14 protein-coding genes are annotated in these 18,138 nt (G+C 67.8%); 6 read left to right on the top strand and 8 right to left on the bottom strand.

All coding sequences use genetic code 11. The annotated features are described in order from the left end of the window. The 5 genes from ACH438_RS27300 to ACH438_RS27320 form a co-directional block, all read right to left on the bottom strand. A complete protein-coding gene (locus tag ACH438_RS27300; protein WP_397010131.1) occupies positions 1 to 447 on the bottom strand; it encodes an SRPBCC domain-containing protein in 447 nt (148 codons plus the stop codon). After that, positions 444 to 809, bottom strand: a complete 366-nt coding sequence (locus ACH438_RS27305; RefSeq protein WP_397010133.1) for an ArsR/SmtB family transcription factor — start codon at positions 807 to 809, stop codon at positions 444 to 446. Before ACH438_RS27305 ends, ACH438_RS27300 begins: the two co-directional genes overlap by 4 nt. A gap of 106 nt (positions 810 to 915) precedes the next feature. Next, complete coding sequence (ppc, locus tag ACH438_RS27310) at positions 916 to 3,678, bottom strand: phosphoenolpyruvate carboxylase (RefSeq protein WP_397010135.1); 2,763 nt, start codon at positions 3,676 to 3,678, stop codon at positions 916 to 918. 98 nt (positions 3,679 to 3,776) lie between these two features. Continuing rightward, a complete protein-coding gene (locus ACH438_RS27315; protein ID WP_397010137.1) occupies positions 3,777 to 6,527 on the bottom strand; it encodes a GNAT family N-acetyltransferase in 2,751 nt (916 codons plus the stop codon). Then, on the bottom strand, positions 6,520 to 7,758 hold the full coding sequence (locus ACH438_RS27320) for an acetoin utilization protein AcuC (protein ID WP_397010139.1): 1,239 nt from the start codon (positions 7,756 to 7,758) through the stop codon (positions 6,520 to 6,522). The genes ACH438_RS27315 and ACH438_RS27320 overlap by 8 nt, the downstream gene beginning before the upstream one ends. A gap of 204 nt (positions 7,759 to 7,962) precedes the next feature. Here ACH438_RS27320 and ACH438_RS27325 point away from each other — a divergent pair, with 204 nt between their 5' ends. Continuing rightward, the gene (locus ACH438_RS27325; protein WP_397010141.1) at positions 7,963 to 8,649 is read left to right on the top strand and encodes an iron dependent repressor, metal binding and dimerization domain protein; all 687 of its coding nucleotides are present in this window, start codon (positions 7,963 to 7,965) and stop codon (positions 8,647 to 8,649) included. A 3-nt stretch (positions 8,650 to 8,652) separates the two neighbouring features. Continuing rightward, a complete protein-coding gene (gene galE / locus ACH438_RS27330; protein WP_397010143.1) occupies positions 8,653 to 9,633 on the top strand; it encodes a UDP-glucose 4-epimerase GalE in 981 nt (326 codons plus the stop codon). Between the two features lie 13 nt (positions 9,634 to 9,646). Here galE and ACH438_RS27335 read toward each other — a convergent pair whose 3' ends face one another. Then, on the bottom strand, positions 9,647 to 10,786 hold the full coding sequence (locus tag ACH438_RS27335) for a DUF4192 domain-containing protein (protein ID WP_397010145.1): 1,140 nt from the start codon (positions 10,784 to 10,786) through the stop codon (positions 9,647 to 9,649). 148 nt (positions 10,787 to 10,934) lie between these two features. Further along, a complete protein-coding gene (locus ACH438_RS27340; RefSeq protein WP_397010147.1) occupies positions 10,935 to 11,339 on the bottom strand; it encodes a VOC family protein in 405 nt (134 codons plus the stop codon). 95 nt (positions 11,340 to 11,434) lie between these two features. Here ACH438_RS27340 and ACH438_RS27345 point away from each other — a divergent pair, with 95 nt between their 5' ends. Next, positions 11,435 to 12,376: a helix-turn-helix transcriptional regulator gene (locus ACH438_RS27345; RefSeq protein ID WP_397010149.1), complete on the top strand. Its 942-nt coding sequence runs from the start codon at positions 11,435 to 11,437 to the stop codon at positions 12,374 to 12,376. Here the strand turns inward: ACH438_RS27345 and ACH438_RS27350 are convergent, their stop codons facing one another. Then, positions 12,377 to 13,048 (bottom strand): DUF5642 family protein, encoded by a 672-nt coding sequence (locus ACH438_RS27350; RefSeq protein WP_397010151.1) that lies wholly within the window; start codon positions 13,046 to 13,048, stop codon positions 12,377 to 12,379. Positions 13,049 to 13,264: 216 nt separating this feature from the next. Here ACH438_RS27350 and ACH438_RS27355 point away from each other — a divergent pair, with 216 nt between their 5' ends. The 3 genes from ACH438_RS27355 (at position 13,265) to ACH438_RS27365 (ending at position 18,136) form a co-directional block, all read left to right on the top strand. Continuing rightward, entirely contained in the window at positions 13,265 to 14,218 is a 954-nt protein-coding gene (locus tag ACH438_RS27355) for a proteasome assembly chaperone family protein (protein WP_397010153.1), read from the top strand. A gap of 123 nt (positions 14,219 to 14,341) precedes the next feature. Continuing rightward, on the top strand, positions 14,342 to 16,852 hold the full coding sequence (locus tag ACH438_RS27360; protein WP_397010155.1) for a DEAD/DEAH box helicase: 2,511 nt from the start codon (positions 14,342 to 14,344) through the stop codon (positions 16,850 to 16,852). A gap of 183 nt (positions 16,853 to 17,035) precedes the next feature. Continuing rightward, positions 17,036 to 18,136, top strand: a complete 1,101-nt coding sequence (locus ACH438_RS27365; RefSeq protein ID WP_397010781.1) for a type III PLP-dependent enzyme — start codon at positions 17,036 to 17,038, stop codon at positions 18,134 to 18,136. Positions 18,137 to 18,138 lie beyond the last annotated feature (2 nt).

Genomic DNA, 18,138 nt, shown 5'->3' on the forward strand with positions numbered 1-18,138 from the left:
TCAGTTGGTCTCGGCGAGCACCGACTCCAGCCGCCCCAGCATGCCGCCCCAGCCGCCGCCCATGATCTTGCGAGCCCGCTGCATGACCTCGTCCTCCGGATCGAAGCCGGTGTGGCTGAACAGCATCCGAGTCCCATGCCCCTCGGGCCGCAGCTCCCAGCTGATGATCCACCCGGTCGGCTTCCCCGACTGCGCATCGTTCCAGGTGACCCGGAGCAGTTCCGGCGCAACGACTTCCAGCACCTCGCCGCGAATCTCGCCGGAGAACGCCTGCCCGGGCATGGGCTGAGTCTTCATCTCGAAGACATTGCCCACCACCGCTTCGAACCCGGTGGGCTGCATCATCCACTGCCCCATGAGTTCCGGCGTAGTGAGCACCCGCCACACCTTCTCCGGCGGATGCGGATAGAAGTGGTCGAGCTCGATCGAGGTCGCGATATCGGTCATGACTTCTCTTCTTTCTCGTGAATGTCGTCGTCGGGCAGCGCATCCAGCACCGCACCCATGGCACGCAACCGCCCGCGCCAGAACCGCTCGAACGGATCGAGCCAGGACTGCAACTCGTGCAGCGGATGCGGTTCGACCCGATAGAACCGCTGCCGCCCCCGCTTCTCCTCCTCCACCAGCCCCGCATCCCGCAACACCTTCAAGTGCTCCGACACGCTGGGCCTGGCCATATCGAATCGTTCGGCGATCACCTGCACCGATTGCTCCCCCTCGAGCAACAGCTCGAGGATGTCGCGCCGAGTCGGATTGGCCAACGCCCCGAACACCCGATCAGCAGTCCCTGACTTCAAGCGGTACGGCATGCGGTCACCATAGGTAGGATTTCCCCTACCTGTCAACCGTAGCTTTTTTCCTACGCATTGGTCGTTCGAAGGGCAGCCCAGCGAGCCGGGCTGCCCGGAGGGCCGGCTAGCCGGAGTTGCGGAGGGCGGTGGCCAGGCCGTTCATGGTCAGGAGGATGCCTCGTTCGACCAGTTCGGAGTCGTCGCCGGCTCGGCGGCGGAGGAGGAGTTCTACCTGGAGCTGGTTGAGGGGTTCCAGGTAGGGGAAACGGTTGTGGATGGATTCGGCGAGGGCGGCGTTGTCGGCGAGGAGTTCGTCGGTGCCGGTGATGGCGGCGTGGATGCGGACGGTGCGAGTGAACTCGTCGCAGATCATGCCGAAGACGGTGGCGCGCAGGGACTCGTCGGGGACGAGTTCGGCGTAGCTGGCGGCGATGTCCATGTCGGCCTTGGCCATTACCTGAGCGAGGTTGGACATGACCGTTTGGAAGAAGGGCCAGCGGCGGTAGAGGTCGGAGAGGGTGGCCAGGCGGGCGGGGTCGTTGCCGATCCACTGTTCGAAGGCGGCACCGGTGCCGTACCAGCCGGGGAGCATGACCCGGGATTGACTCCAGGCCATCACCCAGGGGATGGCGCGGAGGTCGGAGACCGAGTTGGTGGGCTTGCGGGAGGCAGGGCGGCTGCCGAGGTTGAGGTCGGCGACTTCGGCTATCGGGGTAGAGGCGCGGAAGTACTCGACGAAGCCGGGGGTTTCGTGGACCAGGCGCGAATAGGCCTGGCGCGCAAGCTCGGCCAGCTCGTCGAGGATTTCGTAGGCCGGTTCGGCGTCCTCACCCAGGCCCTCGACATCCAGGAGGGTCGATTCGAGGGTGCCGGCTACCAGCGCTTCCAGGTTGCGGAAGGCCGCGCCGGGATCGGCGTACTTGGTGGAGATGACCTCGCCCTGCTCGGTCAGGCGCAGGGAGCCGCGGACGGCGCCGGCAGGCTGGGCCAGGATGGCGTCGTAGCTGCGGCCGCCACCGCGGCCGACCGTGCCGCCGCGACCGTGGAACAGCCGCAGGCGGATTCCCGTCTTGCGGGCGACATCGACCAGGTCCAGTTCGGCGCGGTACAGCGCCCAGTTGGCAGCGAGGTAGCCGCCGTCCTTGTTGGAGTCGGAGTAGCCGAGCATGACCTCCTGCTGGCGGCCCCGCGCCTCGACCAGGCGGCGATAGGCGGGGACTTCCAGTGCGGCGGAAAGGATTTCGGCGCCGCTGCGGAGGTCGTCGATGGTCTCGAAGAGCGGCACCACACCGGCCGCACTGGACGGCGGGGTGGTGGCGTCGCCCGGGTCGAGGATCCCGGCTTCCTTCAATAGCAGTGCGGCCTCCAGCATGTCGCTGACGGAGGTGCACATGCTGATGATGTAGTTGGGCACCGTATCCGGGCCCAGATCGTCGAGCGCCGCCTTGGCCGCGCGGACCACGCCGAGCTCCTTGGCGGCCAGCTCGCTCAGGGCGGCGTTCGGCCCGACCAGTGGGCGGCGCGTGGTCAGTTCGGCGGCCAGCAATTCGACCCGCTGCGCCTCGTCCAGCGACGCATAGTCGGAATGCACTCCGGCCCAGGCGAACAGCTCCGCCACCACCTGCTCGTGCATCTCCGAGTTCTGGCGCATGTCCAAGCCCTGCAAATGAAAACCGAAGGTCTCCACCGCAGCCCGCAACGCGGCCAGCTGATCGTCGGCGAGCAGGCCGTCACCGGAAGCCCGCATGGAGGCGTCGACGATCGCCAGATCCGCCAGCAGGGCCTCCGGCCCGGCATAGGGTTCCGCCCCGACATCGATGCCATCGGAAGGAATCTCGCCCAGCGCCTGCTGCGCGGAGGCGCTCAACCGGGCCCGGATCCCGCGTAGCGCACGCCGATACGGTTCGTCGGCCCGCTGCGGAGAATCATCGAAACCCGCGTCCGCCAGTGCCGCGAGCCCGGGCGTGATAGGCACCAGCCGCGCCGACTGCGAGAGCGTCTTCTCCAGCTCCAGCAGCGATTTCAGATACCGCTCGAAGGCGACGGTGCCGGCGCGATGGGTGGCCCGGTGCACCACTTCGGCGGTGACGTTCGGATTGCCGTCCCGATCGCCGCCGATCCAGGAACCGGGCCGCAGAATCGGACGCTCCAGCAGCTGATGCTGCGGCCACCGCGCCCGTAGCGCGGCCCGCACCTGATCGTTGATGCGCGGGATCACATCGAAGAGCGTGAGGTCGTAGTAGCGCAGCCCCACCTCGATCTCGTCCTGAATCCGCAAGCGCGCCAAGCGAATCAGCGCGGCCCGCCACAGTTGCAGCACCTGGCGGCGGATATCGGTCTCGATCTCGGCGAACTCCGGCTCGTGCAGCGAGTAGCGCTGGCGGGTCCGCATCAGTTCGGTGATGTGTCCCTGCACATCGAAGATGGTGCGGCGGCGCGTCTCGGTCGGGTGCGCGGTGATGACCGGCGAGACCAGGGCGTCGGTGAGCAGATCCGCCACCACGTCTCCGTCCGGCCCGGCTTCGTCGAGCTTGCGGTAGGTGGCGGCGAGACTCGAATCCTGTGGCGGCTCACCGGCGGCCACGTGCACCGCGCGGCGGCGGTCGCGTTGCAGATCCTCGGCCAGGTTGGCCAGCAGCAGGAAGTGGCTGAACGCGCGGATCACCGGGATCGCGGTGTGGATGTCGACATCGCGCAGCATATCGGCGACGGCGCTGCGCTCCACCTCGGAGCGGCGGATCTTGAACGCCTCGACCCGGACTCGTTCGATGAGGTCGAAGACGTCCGGGCCCTCGTGATCGCGAATGGTGTCGCCGAGTATTCCGCCCAGGAAGCGAATGTCGTCCCGCAGTGGCGCGGTCGCGTTCTCGATCTGGTCTTCTCGCACTGGCTCACCTCTCCTAACCGACGATTTCTCGTACGTACCGACACATTCCGGCGCCTGCGCACCGCCTTGCCCGTCAGCTCACCGCACTGTCAGCTCACTCAACCCATACGCCGCGGCCCGATATCGAACCGGCTGGGTTCCGGTCCGATCCGCACCCGCCCGTAGAGCACGGCCGCGCCCTCCGGGGAGGCCAGCACCGGCTCACACAGCAACTCTCGCACTTCCGGCAGATCGTCGCAGAGCGCGGAGATCCGCTGCGCCAGTTCGGCCAGCGCCGGCTTGTCCACCGGCTTGCCGAACTCGCGCCCGGCCACGGTGCCGGACAACAGCGGGGCCGCCCGCGGCGCGTCGATCAGCGCGGCGGATTCGGCTTCGGTCAGCGGCAGCGCCCGGTACACCCGGTCGCCGAGCAGATCGATGATGGTGCCGGACAAGCCGAAACTGATGACCGAACCGAACGACGGATCGTCCTGTACGCGGAACATACAGCCGATGCCCTTGGCGGCCATCCGCTGGATGTGCACCGGATTCCCGGAGATCTCGGCGAGATCGTTGAACGCGCGCCGCACCGCATCCGGTCGCCACAGGTCCAGCCGCACACCGGTGAGATCCGGGCGGTTACGCCACATCTCTCCCGTCGCCTTGGCGGCCACCGGGAAACCTAGTTCCTCCGCGGCTTCCACCGCGGCATCGGCGTCGCGCACCTCGCGGAACTCGACCACCCGAATCCCGTAGCAGCCCAGCAGTTCCGCCGCTTGCAGGTCGGTCAGCCAGTGCCCGGGATCATCGGACATCCACTGCGCCACCAGTTCCCGCGCCCGCGCGGTATCCAGACTGCCGGGCCGCGCCACCGGCGAGATCGGCTGGTTGCGCCAGTCGGCGTACCGCCACACGCGCGCCAGCGCCCGCGCCGCCCGCTCCGGATCCCCATAGGACGGAATCGATCCGCGCTCCAGAATGCCGCCGGGCCCACGGGCCGCGAGCAGGTTGGGCATGCCCTGATCCGCGACGAAGGTGGTGAGTACCGGCGTGGTCGGATTCGATCGCGCACCGGACCGGATCGCCTCCGCGAAGGAGGCGACAGCGGCCGGGACCGGCGGCGAATAGATCACGATGACCGCGTCGACCGTCGCCGAGGTGACGGCCGCGGCCACGGCGGTGAGGTAATCGGCCGGACCGGCTTGCGGCCCGAGGTCCACGGGCGCACCGACTTCGAGCCCCTCGCCCCGCGCCGCGTCCACGGCCAGCCAGCTCAGGGCGGCGCTGTTGCCGATCACCGCCAGCCGCGGTCCGGTCGGCAACGGCTGATACGCCAGCAGCATGGCGCAGTCGAAAAGCTCGGTGATGGAATCGACCTGGATGATTCCCGCCTGCGCGAACAGGTTCCGCACCAGCGAGCGATCGAGATCCTGTTCGGCGTCGATGCGCGCCACATTGCGGCCGCTGTTCACCGCGACAATCGGTTTGGAGTGCGCCACCCGGCGCGCGATGCGGGAGAACTTGCGCGGATTGCCGAAGGTCTCCAGATACAGCAGCACCACATCGGTATCCGGGTCGTTGTCCCAGTACTGCAGGAGGTCGTTGCCCGACACATCCGCACGATTACCGGCGGAGACGAAGGTGGACAGTCCGAGCTGCCGCGCGGCGGCCTCACCGAGAATGGCCGCACCGAGCGGACCGGACTGACAGAAGAATCCGATGCGACCACGCCCGGGCAGGATCGGGGCGAGCGTCGCGTTCAGTGCCACCGCCGGATCGGTGTTCGCGATGCCGAGCGCGCTGGGCCCGACCACGCGCATACCGTGCGCGCGAGCGGAATCGACGAGTTCGCGTTCCTTCTCGTATCCGCGCGGACCGGTCTCGGAGAAGCCGGCCGTCAATACGACCAACCCCTTCACACCCTTGGCCATGCAGTCGTCGAGCACCGAGCCGATCTCGGTGGCGGGCACCGCGATCACCGCCAGATCGACCTCGTCCGGAATATCGCGCACGGTCGGATACGCGCGCACACCGCGCACCGCGGTGCGATTGCGGTTCACCGGGAACACCGGACCCTGATACGCCCCGGACAGCAGATTGGCCATCACCGCACCACCGACCCGGCTCGTCGAGGGCGTAGCGCCGATGACCGCCACCGACTTCGGCGCGAGCAGATTGCCCACGCTGCGCGCCTCGGAGGCGCGCTCGCGGGAATCCCGCACCGACAGCAGCGCTTCGGACGGATCGATGTCGAATTCCAGGTGCAGCACCGAACCGTCGCGGCTGCGCTGCACCTGATATCCGGCATCCCGGAACACCTGCACCATGGCATTGTTCTCGGCCAGCACCTCGGCCACGAAGGTGTCGATGTCCTGTTCGGCGGCCGCGCCCGCGAGATGCTCGAGCAGGATCGACCCGAGTCCCCGCCCCTGATGCTCATCGGCCACCACGAACGCCACCTCGGCCGACCGCGGCCCGCTGCGCTCGGCCAGATACTCGTAGCGCCCGACCGCGATGATCTCGTCGCCGAGCTCGATGACCAATCCCACCCGGTCGTGATAGTCGACATGGGTGGTGCGGTACAGATCCTTCGGCGTCATCCGCGGATACGGCCCGAAGTAGCGCAGATACCGCGTGCGATCGGACAGTCGCGCATGGAACCGCTCGAGCGCCTCCGCGTCGTCGGGTGTGATGGGCCGCAACCGCACCACGCCCCCATCGGAGGCCAGCACGTCAGCGAACCAATGCTCCGGCGGCGGTGGCGGCTCGAGTGGCGTCCCGGGCGTATCGGGCGGCAACGGCGGCGCAGCCGCCGTCGCGGGACTCGCGCCGTTGCCCGGATGCGGGGCGGGACCGGTGGATTCAGTCACGGGGATCCTCCGGATCCAGGCCGAGCAGGCCGAAAGTCGCTCGGCGAGTGGCCAATACGGATGTGTCCAGGGCGCGGCGGGCCCGGTCGACATGCTCGTCTCCGGTGTCGCGGCCCCCGCCCGGTCCGTCCCAGCGGGCGAAGGAGATGTCCGCGCCGTCGCCCATGGTGCCGGGCGCGGCGACCATGGGGGCGTAGCGGCCCACCAGGTCCTTCCACTCCTGTGGGATGGCGGTGGCGGGATCGATCTCGCGGTCCAGCGCGGCGGCCAGCAGGTGGGTCCAGGCGCGCGGGACCACCCGGATCAGCCCGTATCCGCCGCCGCCCACCGCCAGCCAGCGGCCCTCGGCATAGCGGTCGGCGAGGTCGCGCATGGCGAGGAAGGCCGCGCGCTGACCGTCGACGCTGAGTTCCAGATCGGCGAGCGGATCTTCGCGATGGGTGTCGACCCCGCACTGGCTGATCACGATCTGCGGCCGGAACGCGGCCAGCGCGCCCGGCGCCACCGCGTGGAATCCGCGCAGCCACAACGAATCCCGGGTCCCCGGCATGATGGGCAGGTTGATAGCGGTGCCCTCGGCCTTACCCACGCCGGTCTCCTCCGGCCAGCCGGTATTGGGCCACAAGGTCGCCGGATGCTGATGGATCGACACGGTCAGGACCCGCGGGTCGCCGTAGAACATGCGCTGCACGCCGTCTCCGTGGTGCACGTCCACGTCCACATACGCGATGCGGTCGAAGCCGTTGTCCAGCAGCCACGAAATGGTCACCGCCACATCGTTGTACACACAGAACCCGGCGGCCGAGGCCGGCATGGCGTGATGCATGCCACCGCCGATGCTCACCGCGCGGCGGGTGTGCCCGGCCACGATGGCCTGTGCCGCGGCCAGCGTGCCGCCGACGATGACCGAGGCCGCCTCGTGCATGTGCGGGAACACCGGGTTGTCGGCGGAGCCGAGACCGTAGGGCGGTGCGGCGGGCACCGGGCCCGCGGGTTGCTGCGCGTGCTTGACCGCCTCGACATAGTCGTGGGTGTGCACCCGCAGTAGTTCGGCATCCCCCGCCGCGGCCGGCGTGATCGTCTCCACCCCGTCGAGCAGTCCCAGACCCCGCGCGAGCGCCATCGTGAACTCGAGGCGCACGGGTCGCATCGGGTGTTCCGGTGTCCAGGTGTAGTCGAGGAACCGATCGCTCCACACCACGGTTCCGTCGGTACCTTGTGCGCCTGGCATACCTGCCACGCTAATGCGTCGCCGGAGTTCGTAAGCTGTCGACACCGCAACGCTGTCATACCGAGGTGGCAAGGTATCTCCCGTGAAAAGAGCGGGGAACACGCAGGCCGTCCTGGGTGTTGTCGCTGTGTTCGCGAAATATGCTGTCGCCCGGTGCAGCCGCCGTGCATGGGTAGAATTCGTGCCGACGAAGGGGTTTAACAGGTGAAGGATCTGGTCGACACCACGGAGATGTACCTCCGTACCATCTATGACCTCGAGGAGGAGGGTGTGACGCCGCTGCGCGCGCGGATCGCCGAACGCCTCGAGCAGAGTGGACCCACGGTGAGCCAGACGGTCGCGCGTATGGAGCGCGACGGTCTGCTGACCGTTGCCGGTGATCGCCACCTCGAGCTGACCGACAAGGGCCGCTCCATGGCGGTCGCGGTCATGCGCAAGCATCGACTGGCCGAGCGGCTGCTGGTCGACATCATCGGTCTGGAGTGGGAGAACGTGCACGCCGAGGCGTGCCGCTGGGAACACGTCATGAGCGAGGATGTGGAACGCCGCCTGGTGGAGGTGCTCAATCACCCCACCACCTCTCCCTACGGCAACCCGATTCCGGGTCTGGACGAGCTGGGCGTGAAGCCGGGCTCGAGCGCCGACGAGAAGCTGGTACGTCTCAGCGATCTGCCGTCCGGGCAGTCGCAGGCGGTCGTGGTGCGCCGGTTGTCCGAGCACATCCAGACCGACCCCGAGGTCATCAATCAGCTCCGCGAGGCGGGCGTCGTACCGGATGCGCGCGTGACCGTGGAGACCAAGCCGGGTGCGGTGACCATTTCCGTGCCGGGTCATGAGGGATTCGAACTGTCCGACGAGATGGCGCATGCCGTCCAGGTGAAATTGGTCTGATACGTGAAGCTTCTGGTTACCGGAGGCGCGGGCTACGTGGGTAGCGTCTGCGCGCAGGTTCTGCTCGAAGAGGGCCACGAGGTGGTCGTCGTCGATGATCTTTCCACCGGCAACGCCGAGGGCGTGCCGACCGGTGCGAAGTTCGTCGAGGGCGATATCGCCACCGCGGGCGTCGAGCTGATCACCGCCGAATCCTTCGACGGCGTACTGCATTTCGCGGCGCAGTCGCTGGTCGGTGAATCGGTACAGCAGCCGGAGAAATACTGGCACGGCAATGTGGTGAAGACCCTCGCACTGCTGGAAGCCATGCGCCGGGCCGGTACTCCGCGGCTGGTGTTCTCCTCCACCGCGGCGGTGTACGGCGAGCCGGAGCAGGTGCCGATCGTCGAGCACGCCCCGAAGCAGCCGACCAATCCGTACGGCGCCTCGAAGCTGTCGATCGACTACGCCATCACCTCGTACGCGGCGGCGCACGGGCTGGCGGCGACCAGCCTGCGGTACTTCAATGTGGCCGGCGCGTACGCCGGGCTCGGTGAGAACCGTGACGTGGAAACTCATCTCATCCCCCTGGTTCTGCAGACGGCGCTGGGCCATCGTGAGTCGATCGCGGTGTTCGGCACCGACTACCCGACCTCGGACGGCAGCGCGGTCCGCGATTACATCCACATTCGCGATCTGGCGCAGGCCCACCTGCTGGCCCTCGGCCGGTCGCAGCCCGGCGTGCACCGCATCTTCAATCTCGGCAGCGGCACCGGTTTCTCGGTCCGCGAGGTCATCTCGGCCTGCCGCCGCGTCACCGGCCTGCCCATCACCTCGGTGGACGCCCCGCGCCGCGCCGGCGACCCGGCCGTGCTGATCGCCTCCAGCGATCTCGCCGTCGCCGAACTCGGCTGGCGGCCGGAGCACACCGACCTCGACGAGATCGTCTCCGACGCCTGGGATTTCCTGCGGTCGCTGGGCGACCGCGCGCACAGCGCCCGCTGACCGGCCCCGGGGCTCAGGAGAGCTCCCGATCCAGGTCGACGCCCAGGTCCAGGGCTGCCTCCCGGCCGGAATCGGCGAGGCGGCCCAGCCTTTCGGGGCGCATGCCCGTCTGCAGGCCGGCGTCGAGCAGGATCGCCATGCGGTGCTCGGGGTCCGCGGATAATGCGGCCTCGAGCGCTACACCGGTGAAGGGGCCGTCCCCGCGGACGTACGCGCAGTATGCGAGCAGGGCGGCGGCCTCGGCGCGGTCCGGGTCCGGCAGGGCGCGGGTCAGCCGGGACCACAATGCCTCGGCAGCCGCGGCATGCGGGCCCGGGGTGAGGGCGAACATGACATCGCGGACCGACGAATCACGCAGCGCCACAGCCAATTCCGCGAGTGCCGGCGGTTCCGGCTCGATCCCTGACTCGAGCTTCGCCACGTGCCGCAGCACCTTGCGCAGCGTCGTCCGCGTGTAGGACTCGGCATCGTCACGCCGCAATGCCTCGGCGAATCGTCCGGAGGCCGTGCTGCCGACAGCTTTCAACAGCAGCCGCATCTCACTCTGCAAACCAGGATCAGGCGCCACAAGCGCGGCCAGCTCCTCCCGCGAGGCCCGCAGCAGCCGCCCTTCGAGCACCTGCCGCAAAGCGACCTCGGAGGTCGCCGGATCCGGTTGCCGCCCTTCCCGCGGCGGACCGGTCAGACTCCACCACGGCAGATCCGGCCCGATCTCCGACACCGCCCACGCCCCCGCCAGCGGGATCGTCTCGGCATCGAGCCGATGCTCGATCGCCGCAAGCAGATCGCGATGCTTACGCCCCCGCACACCGCGATGTCCGGATTTCGGCGCCGTGGCCCGGTCATCGATGATGAGCGCCAGCACCGCAAGCGCATTGTGCGCCACACAGATCTGCGCGATCCGATCGATGAGCTGCGCCGTCGCGGCCCGCCCGTTCCCATCGAGATCCATGCGCGTCATGAAATCCACCGCGGCCCGCAACGGCACCCCGGGCTCGGGCCGCAAAACGGTCACCACCAGCGACCGCACGGGTATGAACCCCAGCAGCGCGGGCACCGCCGCAATGAGATCACCCGGCTTGCGCAGCCGCGGTTCCGGCTCGGAGGTTTCGTCAGGTTCGTTGGCAGGGGTGGGTTCGGTTGGTGTTGTCATGGGGCCGACCGTCCGCCGGGGCACCGACGGAGTTACGACACGGAACCGCGATTTCCGGGGGCCTGTGGATGGCTTGGCGCGGTTCGCGTGTCGTGGACTACTCGGCGCGGCGGGTGGGTCGGCGGGGTGAATCTGTCGGTGGCCGATGTTATTCGGGCCGGGCGGCGAGAATCTCCAGGTAGTGGGGGTTGGTCATGATGGCGAGCACGTTGCCGAAGGGGTCGACGACCGAGGCGGTGACGAAGCCGGTTCCGTTCCCGCGCTCGGTGATCGGGTCGTAGATCTGCGCGCCCATGGCGAGCAGCTTCTCGAGGGTCGCGGCGACGTCGTCCACGTGCCAGTTCACCAGTTGCCCGCCCGGCTGGTCCGGGCTGGTGGGTGCGAACTTGCGGTTGATGATGCCGAGTTCGGCCTGGTAGTCGCCGATCCGGAACTCGTAGTAGCCGCCGGGAACGCTGAAGTACGGTGCCACGCCGAGCAATTCGGCGTACCAGTCCTTGGCTGCCTCCAGGTCGTCGGCGTAGTAGTTGACGGTCGCCATGCCTCGCAACATTTGAGTCTCCTCGGTCGGGTCGAGCTGTTCGATGTATCCATCATCGGAGTCAAAGTGCTCACCGAATGAGCACTTTTCCGGGGAGAATTTCCGGTATGCGAGCGGATCGATTGGTAGCCACCCTTTTGTTCATGCAGACGCGCGGCCGGGTCACCGCCGCCGAGGTCGCGGCAGAGCTCGAGGTATCGGTGGCCACGGCCCGCCGCGACCTGGAAGCCCTGTCGGCGGCCGGAATTCCGGTCTATCCCCAGCAGGGCCGCGGCGGCGGCTGGGCGCTGGTCGGCGGCGCCCGCACCGATCTCAGCGGCCTCACCGCCGGCGAGGCGCAGGCCTTGTTCCTGCTGCTCGGCCCCGTCGCCACCACCACTCCCGCCACCAAATCCGCCCTGCGGAAGCTGTTGCGCGCCCTGCCACAGACCTTCCGCACCGAAGCCGAGGCCGCCGCCAATGCGGTGGTCGTCGACCCGGCCCGCTGGGGCGAACGCGATGAACTACCGCCCCAGCAGGTCACGGAACTCCAGGCCGCGGTGGTGCGCCGCCGCAGGATCCGCCTCGGCTACGAGCGCGCGGGCAAACACAGTGAGCGCCTGGTCGATCCGTGGGGCCTGGTCGACAAGGACGGCATCTGGTACCTGGTCGCGGGCACCGACCGCGGTCGCCGCACCTTCCGCGTGGACCGCATCACCGGTACCGAGCTCACCGACGAAACCTTCTCCCGCCCAGACGATTTCGATCTCTCCGAGGCGTGGTCGGAGGTCGTCGAGGAGGTGGAACGACACCGCTCGACCCTGTCGGCGACCGTCCTGGTCCCGGCCTCCCTCTTGCCCGTCCTGCGCCACCAGCAGGGCCGCCATTGCGTGGTGGACACCACGATTCCCGATGGCCGGGTGCGGGTATCGATCACCGCGCCGACACCGCTCATGATCGCCCAGCAGCTGGCCGGCTGGGGCACGGCCCTCGAAGTCGTCGAGCCGGAATCGGTGCGCATCGAGCTGGCCCGCTTGGGCGCCGAACTGGCGGAACGGTATCGGCCCTGACTACCCCTTACGCACCTTGCGCAACGCGGTCGTGAAGAGCGCGTCCAGCGCACCGGTATCGGGCTTGCCGTCACCGAAAGTCATGTACGTCACGCTGACCCGCACATCCCCGATCTGACCGAGCAGCGTCTGCATCGACCGCGTGAGTCCCGCTCCCCCACGCGCGGATTCGACGGTGCGATTCAATGCCAGTGTGTCATCGGCATTGGCCGGCGGCGCCGGATCCATCTTGGTCGTGACGGTGGCGGTAGTCCCCGCGTGCCCGATCCGCACGGTTCCGCACTGCTGCAACTGATCTCGCACCGAAGACAGCTTCTTATCCGTCCGAATCAACTCGACGGTGAGCGTCGATCGCGTGTTGTCATCGGTGCCCACGGAAACAACCGGCCCCGCGGTCGGGGCGGCGGGCGCGCAAGCGGCGGGATCGACGGTCGCGCCGGGCAGCATGCCCTCGAGATCGGCCGCCGCCTCTCCCGCGCTGTCCGGCGGCAACGCAATAGCCGTATAGCTGGAGGGGAATTGGGATGCGTCCGGCAGCAGTTTGGCCAGCCCGCCGTCGGTCTGCACCGCGGTGACCGGATTCCGCGAGGCGACCGGATGACCCGAGACGGTGGCGCCGCACGCGGCGAGCAGCGACCCGGCCGCGACGACTCCCGCAGCGCGTACGGTCAAGCGGCACAAGCTGCGAGAATCCGGCACCATCACGCGTCCAACTATGCCGAATATCTGCTGTTCACACCGAATGCCACGCCGCGTGGCGGGGCCTCGGGGAATGCGTGTCCCATGCTGCCGTGTTGCACCGCTGGTGCGGGCCGTGCGCGGCGTGCATGGCCATGAGGGACAATGTGGATGGGTCGCGGAAGTGGGCCACGCAGGAAGGAGCACGCGATGGACTACGAGTCGCGAATGTACGAGCTGGAATTCCCGGCTCCGCAGCTGTCGTCCGACGATGGCTCGGGTCCGGTCCTGGTGCACGGTCTGGAAGGTTTCACCGATGCCGGGCATGCGGTTCGCCTGGCCACCACGCATCTGCGCGAGAGCCTCGAGTCCGAACTCGTGGCCTCGTTCGATATGGACGAGCTGCTCAACTACCGCGAGCGCCGTCCGCTCATGACCTTCAAGACCGATCACTTCTCGGATTACACCGAGCCCGAGCTGAATCTGTGGGCGCTCAAGGACACCGCGGGGACACCGTTCCTGCTGTTGTCCGGGCTGGAACCGGATCTGCGCTGGGAGAAGTTCGTCACCGCGGTGCGCCTGCTGTCCGAACAGCTGGGTGTGCGCCGCACGATCGGCCTCTCGGCGATTCCCATGGCGATCCCGCACACCCGCCCGCTGGGTGTGACCGCGCATGCCAGCGACAACGACTTGATCGGCGATCATCAGCGCTGGCCGGGTGAGCTGCAGGTGCCGGGCAGTGCGTCTTCGCTGCTGGAGTACCGCATGGCCCAGCACGGCCACGAGTCGGTCGGTTTCTCGGTGCACGTGCCGCACTACCTGACCCAGACCGCCTACCCCGAGGCCGCGCAGACCCTGTTGGAGAACGTGGCCGAGAACGCCGACCTGGAACTCCCGCTCGCGGCCCTCACCGATGCCGCCGCGCGGGTCCGCGAGCAGGTCAACGAGCACATCGCCGGCAACTCCGAGGTCGAGACCGTGGTCCAGGCCCTGGAACGCCAGTACGACAGCTTCGTCACCGCCCAGGAACGCCAGTCCAGCCTCCTGGCCAGCGAAAACGACCTCCCCACCGGCGACGAACTGGGTGCCGAGTTCGAGCGCTTCCTAGCCGAGCAAACCGGCTTCGGCGACCCCGACGGCACGGACAACCCGCCCCTGCGCTGAGATTGCCCGGCGGCGCTCACGCAGCGGTTCGAGGGGGTTTCAGGGGCTTGCCTCTGAGGGTCCCCGAGAGTTGGGGGCTTCCGCTGCCGGGATCCGGCTTGCCGACCGGTAACGTTGGGCGGCGTGCAGCTGTCCGAATTGGTTCCCGACCGTGCCGTACCCGACGTGGACCCGGATTGGCTGTATGAGCAATTCGCCGAATGGTCCGAGTCGCAGGGGCTGAGCCTGTACCCGGCGCAGGAGGAGGCGCTGCTCGAACTGGTCACCGGCGCGAACGTCATCCTCAATACCCCGACCGGGTCCGGTAAGTCGCTGGTGGCGCTGGGCGCGCACTTCGCGGCCCTGCACAAGGGTGAGCGCAGCTACTACACCGCACCCATCAAGGCGCTGGTGAGCGAGAAGTTCTTCGCGCTGTGCGAGGTGTTCGGCGCGGACAAGGTCGGCATGGTGACCGGCGATGCCGCGGTCAACCCGGAAGCGCCCATCATCTGCGCGACCGCGGAGATCCTGGCCAATCTGGCCCTGCGCGAGGGCGCGGACGCCAATGTCGGCCAGGTGATCATGGACGAGTTCCACTATTACGCCGATCCGGATCGCGGCTGGGCATGGCAGGTGCCGTTGATCGAGCTGCCGAAGGCCCAATTCCTGCTCATGTCGGCCACGCTCGGTGAAGTCGACTTCTTCGCGAAGGATCTGACCCGTCGCACCGGTCGCGAGACCGCGATCGTCTCGGGCGCGGAACGTCCTGTGCCGTTGAGCTTTTCGTATGTTCGCACCCCGATCACCGAGACGCTCGAGGATCTGGTGACCACCAGCCTCGCGCCGGTGTATGTCGTGCACTTCACCCAGGCGTCCGCGATGGAACGCGCGCAGGCGCTGATGAGTGTGAACATGTCCTCCAAGGCGGAGAAGGAAGCCATCGCGGCCGCGCTGGGCGAATTCCGCTTCGCCACCGGCTTCGGCAAGACGCTGTCGCGGTTCATCCGGCACGGCATCGGCGTGCATCACGCGGGCATGCTGCCCAAGTACCGGCGTCTGGTGGAGAAGCTGGCGCAGGACGGATTGCTGAAGGTGGTGTGCGGCACCGACACACTCGGCGTCGGCATCAATGTGCCGATTCGCACCGTGCTGCTGACCGGTCTCACCAAGTACGACGGGGTGCGCACGCGCCGGCTGAATGCGCGCGAGTTCCACCAGATCTCGGGCCGCGCCGGCCGCGCGGGCTACGACACCCTGGGCACGGTCGTGGTGCAGGCCCCGGAGCACGAGGTGGAGAACGCGCGCCTGATCGCCAGGGCCGGCGACGATCCCAAGAAGCTGAAGAAGGTCCAGAAGCGCAAGCCGCCCGAGGGTTTCGTGTCCTGGTCGGAGGAAACCTTCGACCGGCTGGTCGCGGCCACGCCGGACGCGATGATGTCCCGGTTCAATGTGACCAACTCCATGCTGCTGAATGTGATTGCGCGCAAAGGCAATTGCTTCTACGCCATGCGGCATCTGCTGGAGGAGAATCACGAGCCGCGCGCGGCGCAGCGCAAGCACATTCTCAAGGCGATCCGCCTGTATCGGGCGCTGCGCGACGCGGGCGTCGTACAGCAGTTGGACGAGCCGGACAAATACGGCCGCCACGCCCGCCTGATGGTCGATCTGCAGCGCGATTTCGCCCTGGACCAGCCGTTGTCCCCCTTCGCGCTGGCGGCGCTGGAGCTGCTCGACAAGGAGTCGCTGACCTACACCCTCGATGTCATCTCGCTCATCGAATCGACGCTCGAGGATCCGCGGCAGCTGCTGATGGCGCAGCAGCACAAGGCGCGCGGGATCGCGGTCGCGGAGATGAAGGCCGACGGCATCGAATACGAGGAGCGCATGGAGCTGCTCGAAGAGGTGACCTGGCCCAAACCGCTCGGACCCGAGCTCATCGAACCGGCCTACGAGACCTACAAGGCCGGTCACCCCTGGGTGTCGGAGTTCGAGCCCTCCCCCAAGTCCGTGGTGCGCGAGATGGTGGAACGGTCCATGACCTTCGCCGAACTGGTGTCCGGCTACGAGCTGGCCCGCTCGGAGGGCGTGGTGCTGCGCTATCTCGCCGACGCCTACCGGGCGTTGCGGCGGACGGTGCCGGAGCAGGCCCGCACCGAGGAGCTCGACGACATCACCGAATGGCTGGGCGAGCTCATCCGGCAGGTGGACTCCAGCCTGCTCGACGAGTGGGAGCAGCTCACCAATCCGGGCGCGGAATCCGATGAGCAGCAGGTGGCGTTCGGCGCGGAGACCGTGCGGCCGATCTCGGCGAACGAGCGCTCGTTCCGGGTGCTGATCCGCAATGCCATGTTCCGCCGCGTGGATCTGGCCGCACTGCACCGCTGGGACGCCCTGGAGGAGCTGGGCGACGAGCTGGATTGGGAATCGGAGCTGGAGCCGTACTTCGCCGAGTACGAAACCCTCGGCACGGGTCCGAATGCGCGCGGCCCGAAGCTCTTCCAGGTGGAGCAGCGGGACGGTTTCTGGGATGTGCGGCAGGTCCTCGACGACCCGAACGGCGACCACGGCTGGGCCATCCACGCGACGGTCGACCTGGCCGAATCGGATGCGGCCGGCGAGGTCGTCTTCGACGAGGTCGCGGTCACCGCGGGCTGAGCCCGGAGCCCGCCCGCGGCAGCCGATTCGGCCGTCTTATCCATTTCGGCCGTAAGAGTGACGTATTCGATCGGTCTTCGGTTCGTTTTCCGCGGCCGATCGCGTGTATTGTCGCGCAGGTTGCCTGAGTCCCGCCGGTTGCGGCCGACCGAAAAGAGTTCCCTTAGATTGTTGGATCGAAACCTGCCCGAGTCGCCCTGTCTGGTCATCGACCTGGACAAGGTCCGCGCGAACTACCGCGCACTGCATGCCGCACTCCCCGCGGCGCGAATTCGCTTCGCCGTCAAGGCGAGTCCCGTGCCGGAGATCATCCGGCTGCTGAACGACGAGGGCGCGGAGTTCGACGTCGCCAGCGTCGGTGAGATCGAACTCTGCCTCGCGCAGGGTGTCGACCCGGCCGTGATGTGCTACGGCAATCCCATCAAGAAGGCCTCGCAGATCGCCACCGCCTATGCGGCGGGCGTGCGGCGCTACGCCTTTGACACCGAGGACGACCTGCTGCGGATCGCCGAGCATGCGCCGGGTTCCGAGGTGGAGTGCCGGTTTCTGTCGTCCGCGCCGCAATCTCAGACGCCGTTCGGCACCAAGTTCGGGTGCGCGCCCGGTGAGGCGAAACGGCTGCTGGTGCGGGCGCGGGATCTGGGCCTGCAGGTGGTCGGCCCGTACTTCCATGTCGGCTCGCAGCAGCTGGACCCGAAGGCCTGGGGCATCGGGATCGAGCAGGCCGGCGCCATCGCGGAAGCGTTGGAAATCAAGGACATTCCGGTGACGGCGGTGAATATCGGTGGGGGACTTCCGATTTCGTACGCCGACCCGGCGCCTCGACTCGCGGAGCTGGGCGCGGCCATTGCCGACGCCGCGGCCCGCTATCTCCCGGAACACACCGCGCTCGTGGTGGAACCCGGTCGCGCCCTGGTGGGCAACACCGGTGAGATCCATGCCGAAGTGGTGAATGTTCGTGTAGCTCCGGACGGGCGGCGCTGGATATACCTCGATATCGGCCGCTACAACGGCATGGCCGAAACCGAGAACGAGTACATCGCCTACCGATTCCGTACGGATCGGGACTCGGATCCGAAGGACGAGGCTGTGATAGCTGGTCCTACGTGTGACGGGGACGATGTACTCTATCAACGCACGCGGGTCCTTCTTCCGACCACGTTGCAAGCCGGTGATCCTGTTCGGATCCTCGATACCGGCGCCTATACGGCGAGCTATTCGTCGGTGTCCTTCAACGGTTTTCCGCCTCTGACTGTGCATGTCATTGGCGCTGAGCGAGAGTGAGT

Source organism: Nocardia sp. NPDC020380 (assembly GCF_044386975.1).
GTDB lineage: Bacteria > Actinomycetota > Actinomycetes > Mycobacteriales > Mycobacteriaceae > Nocardia.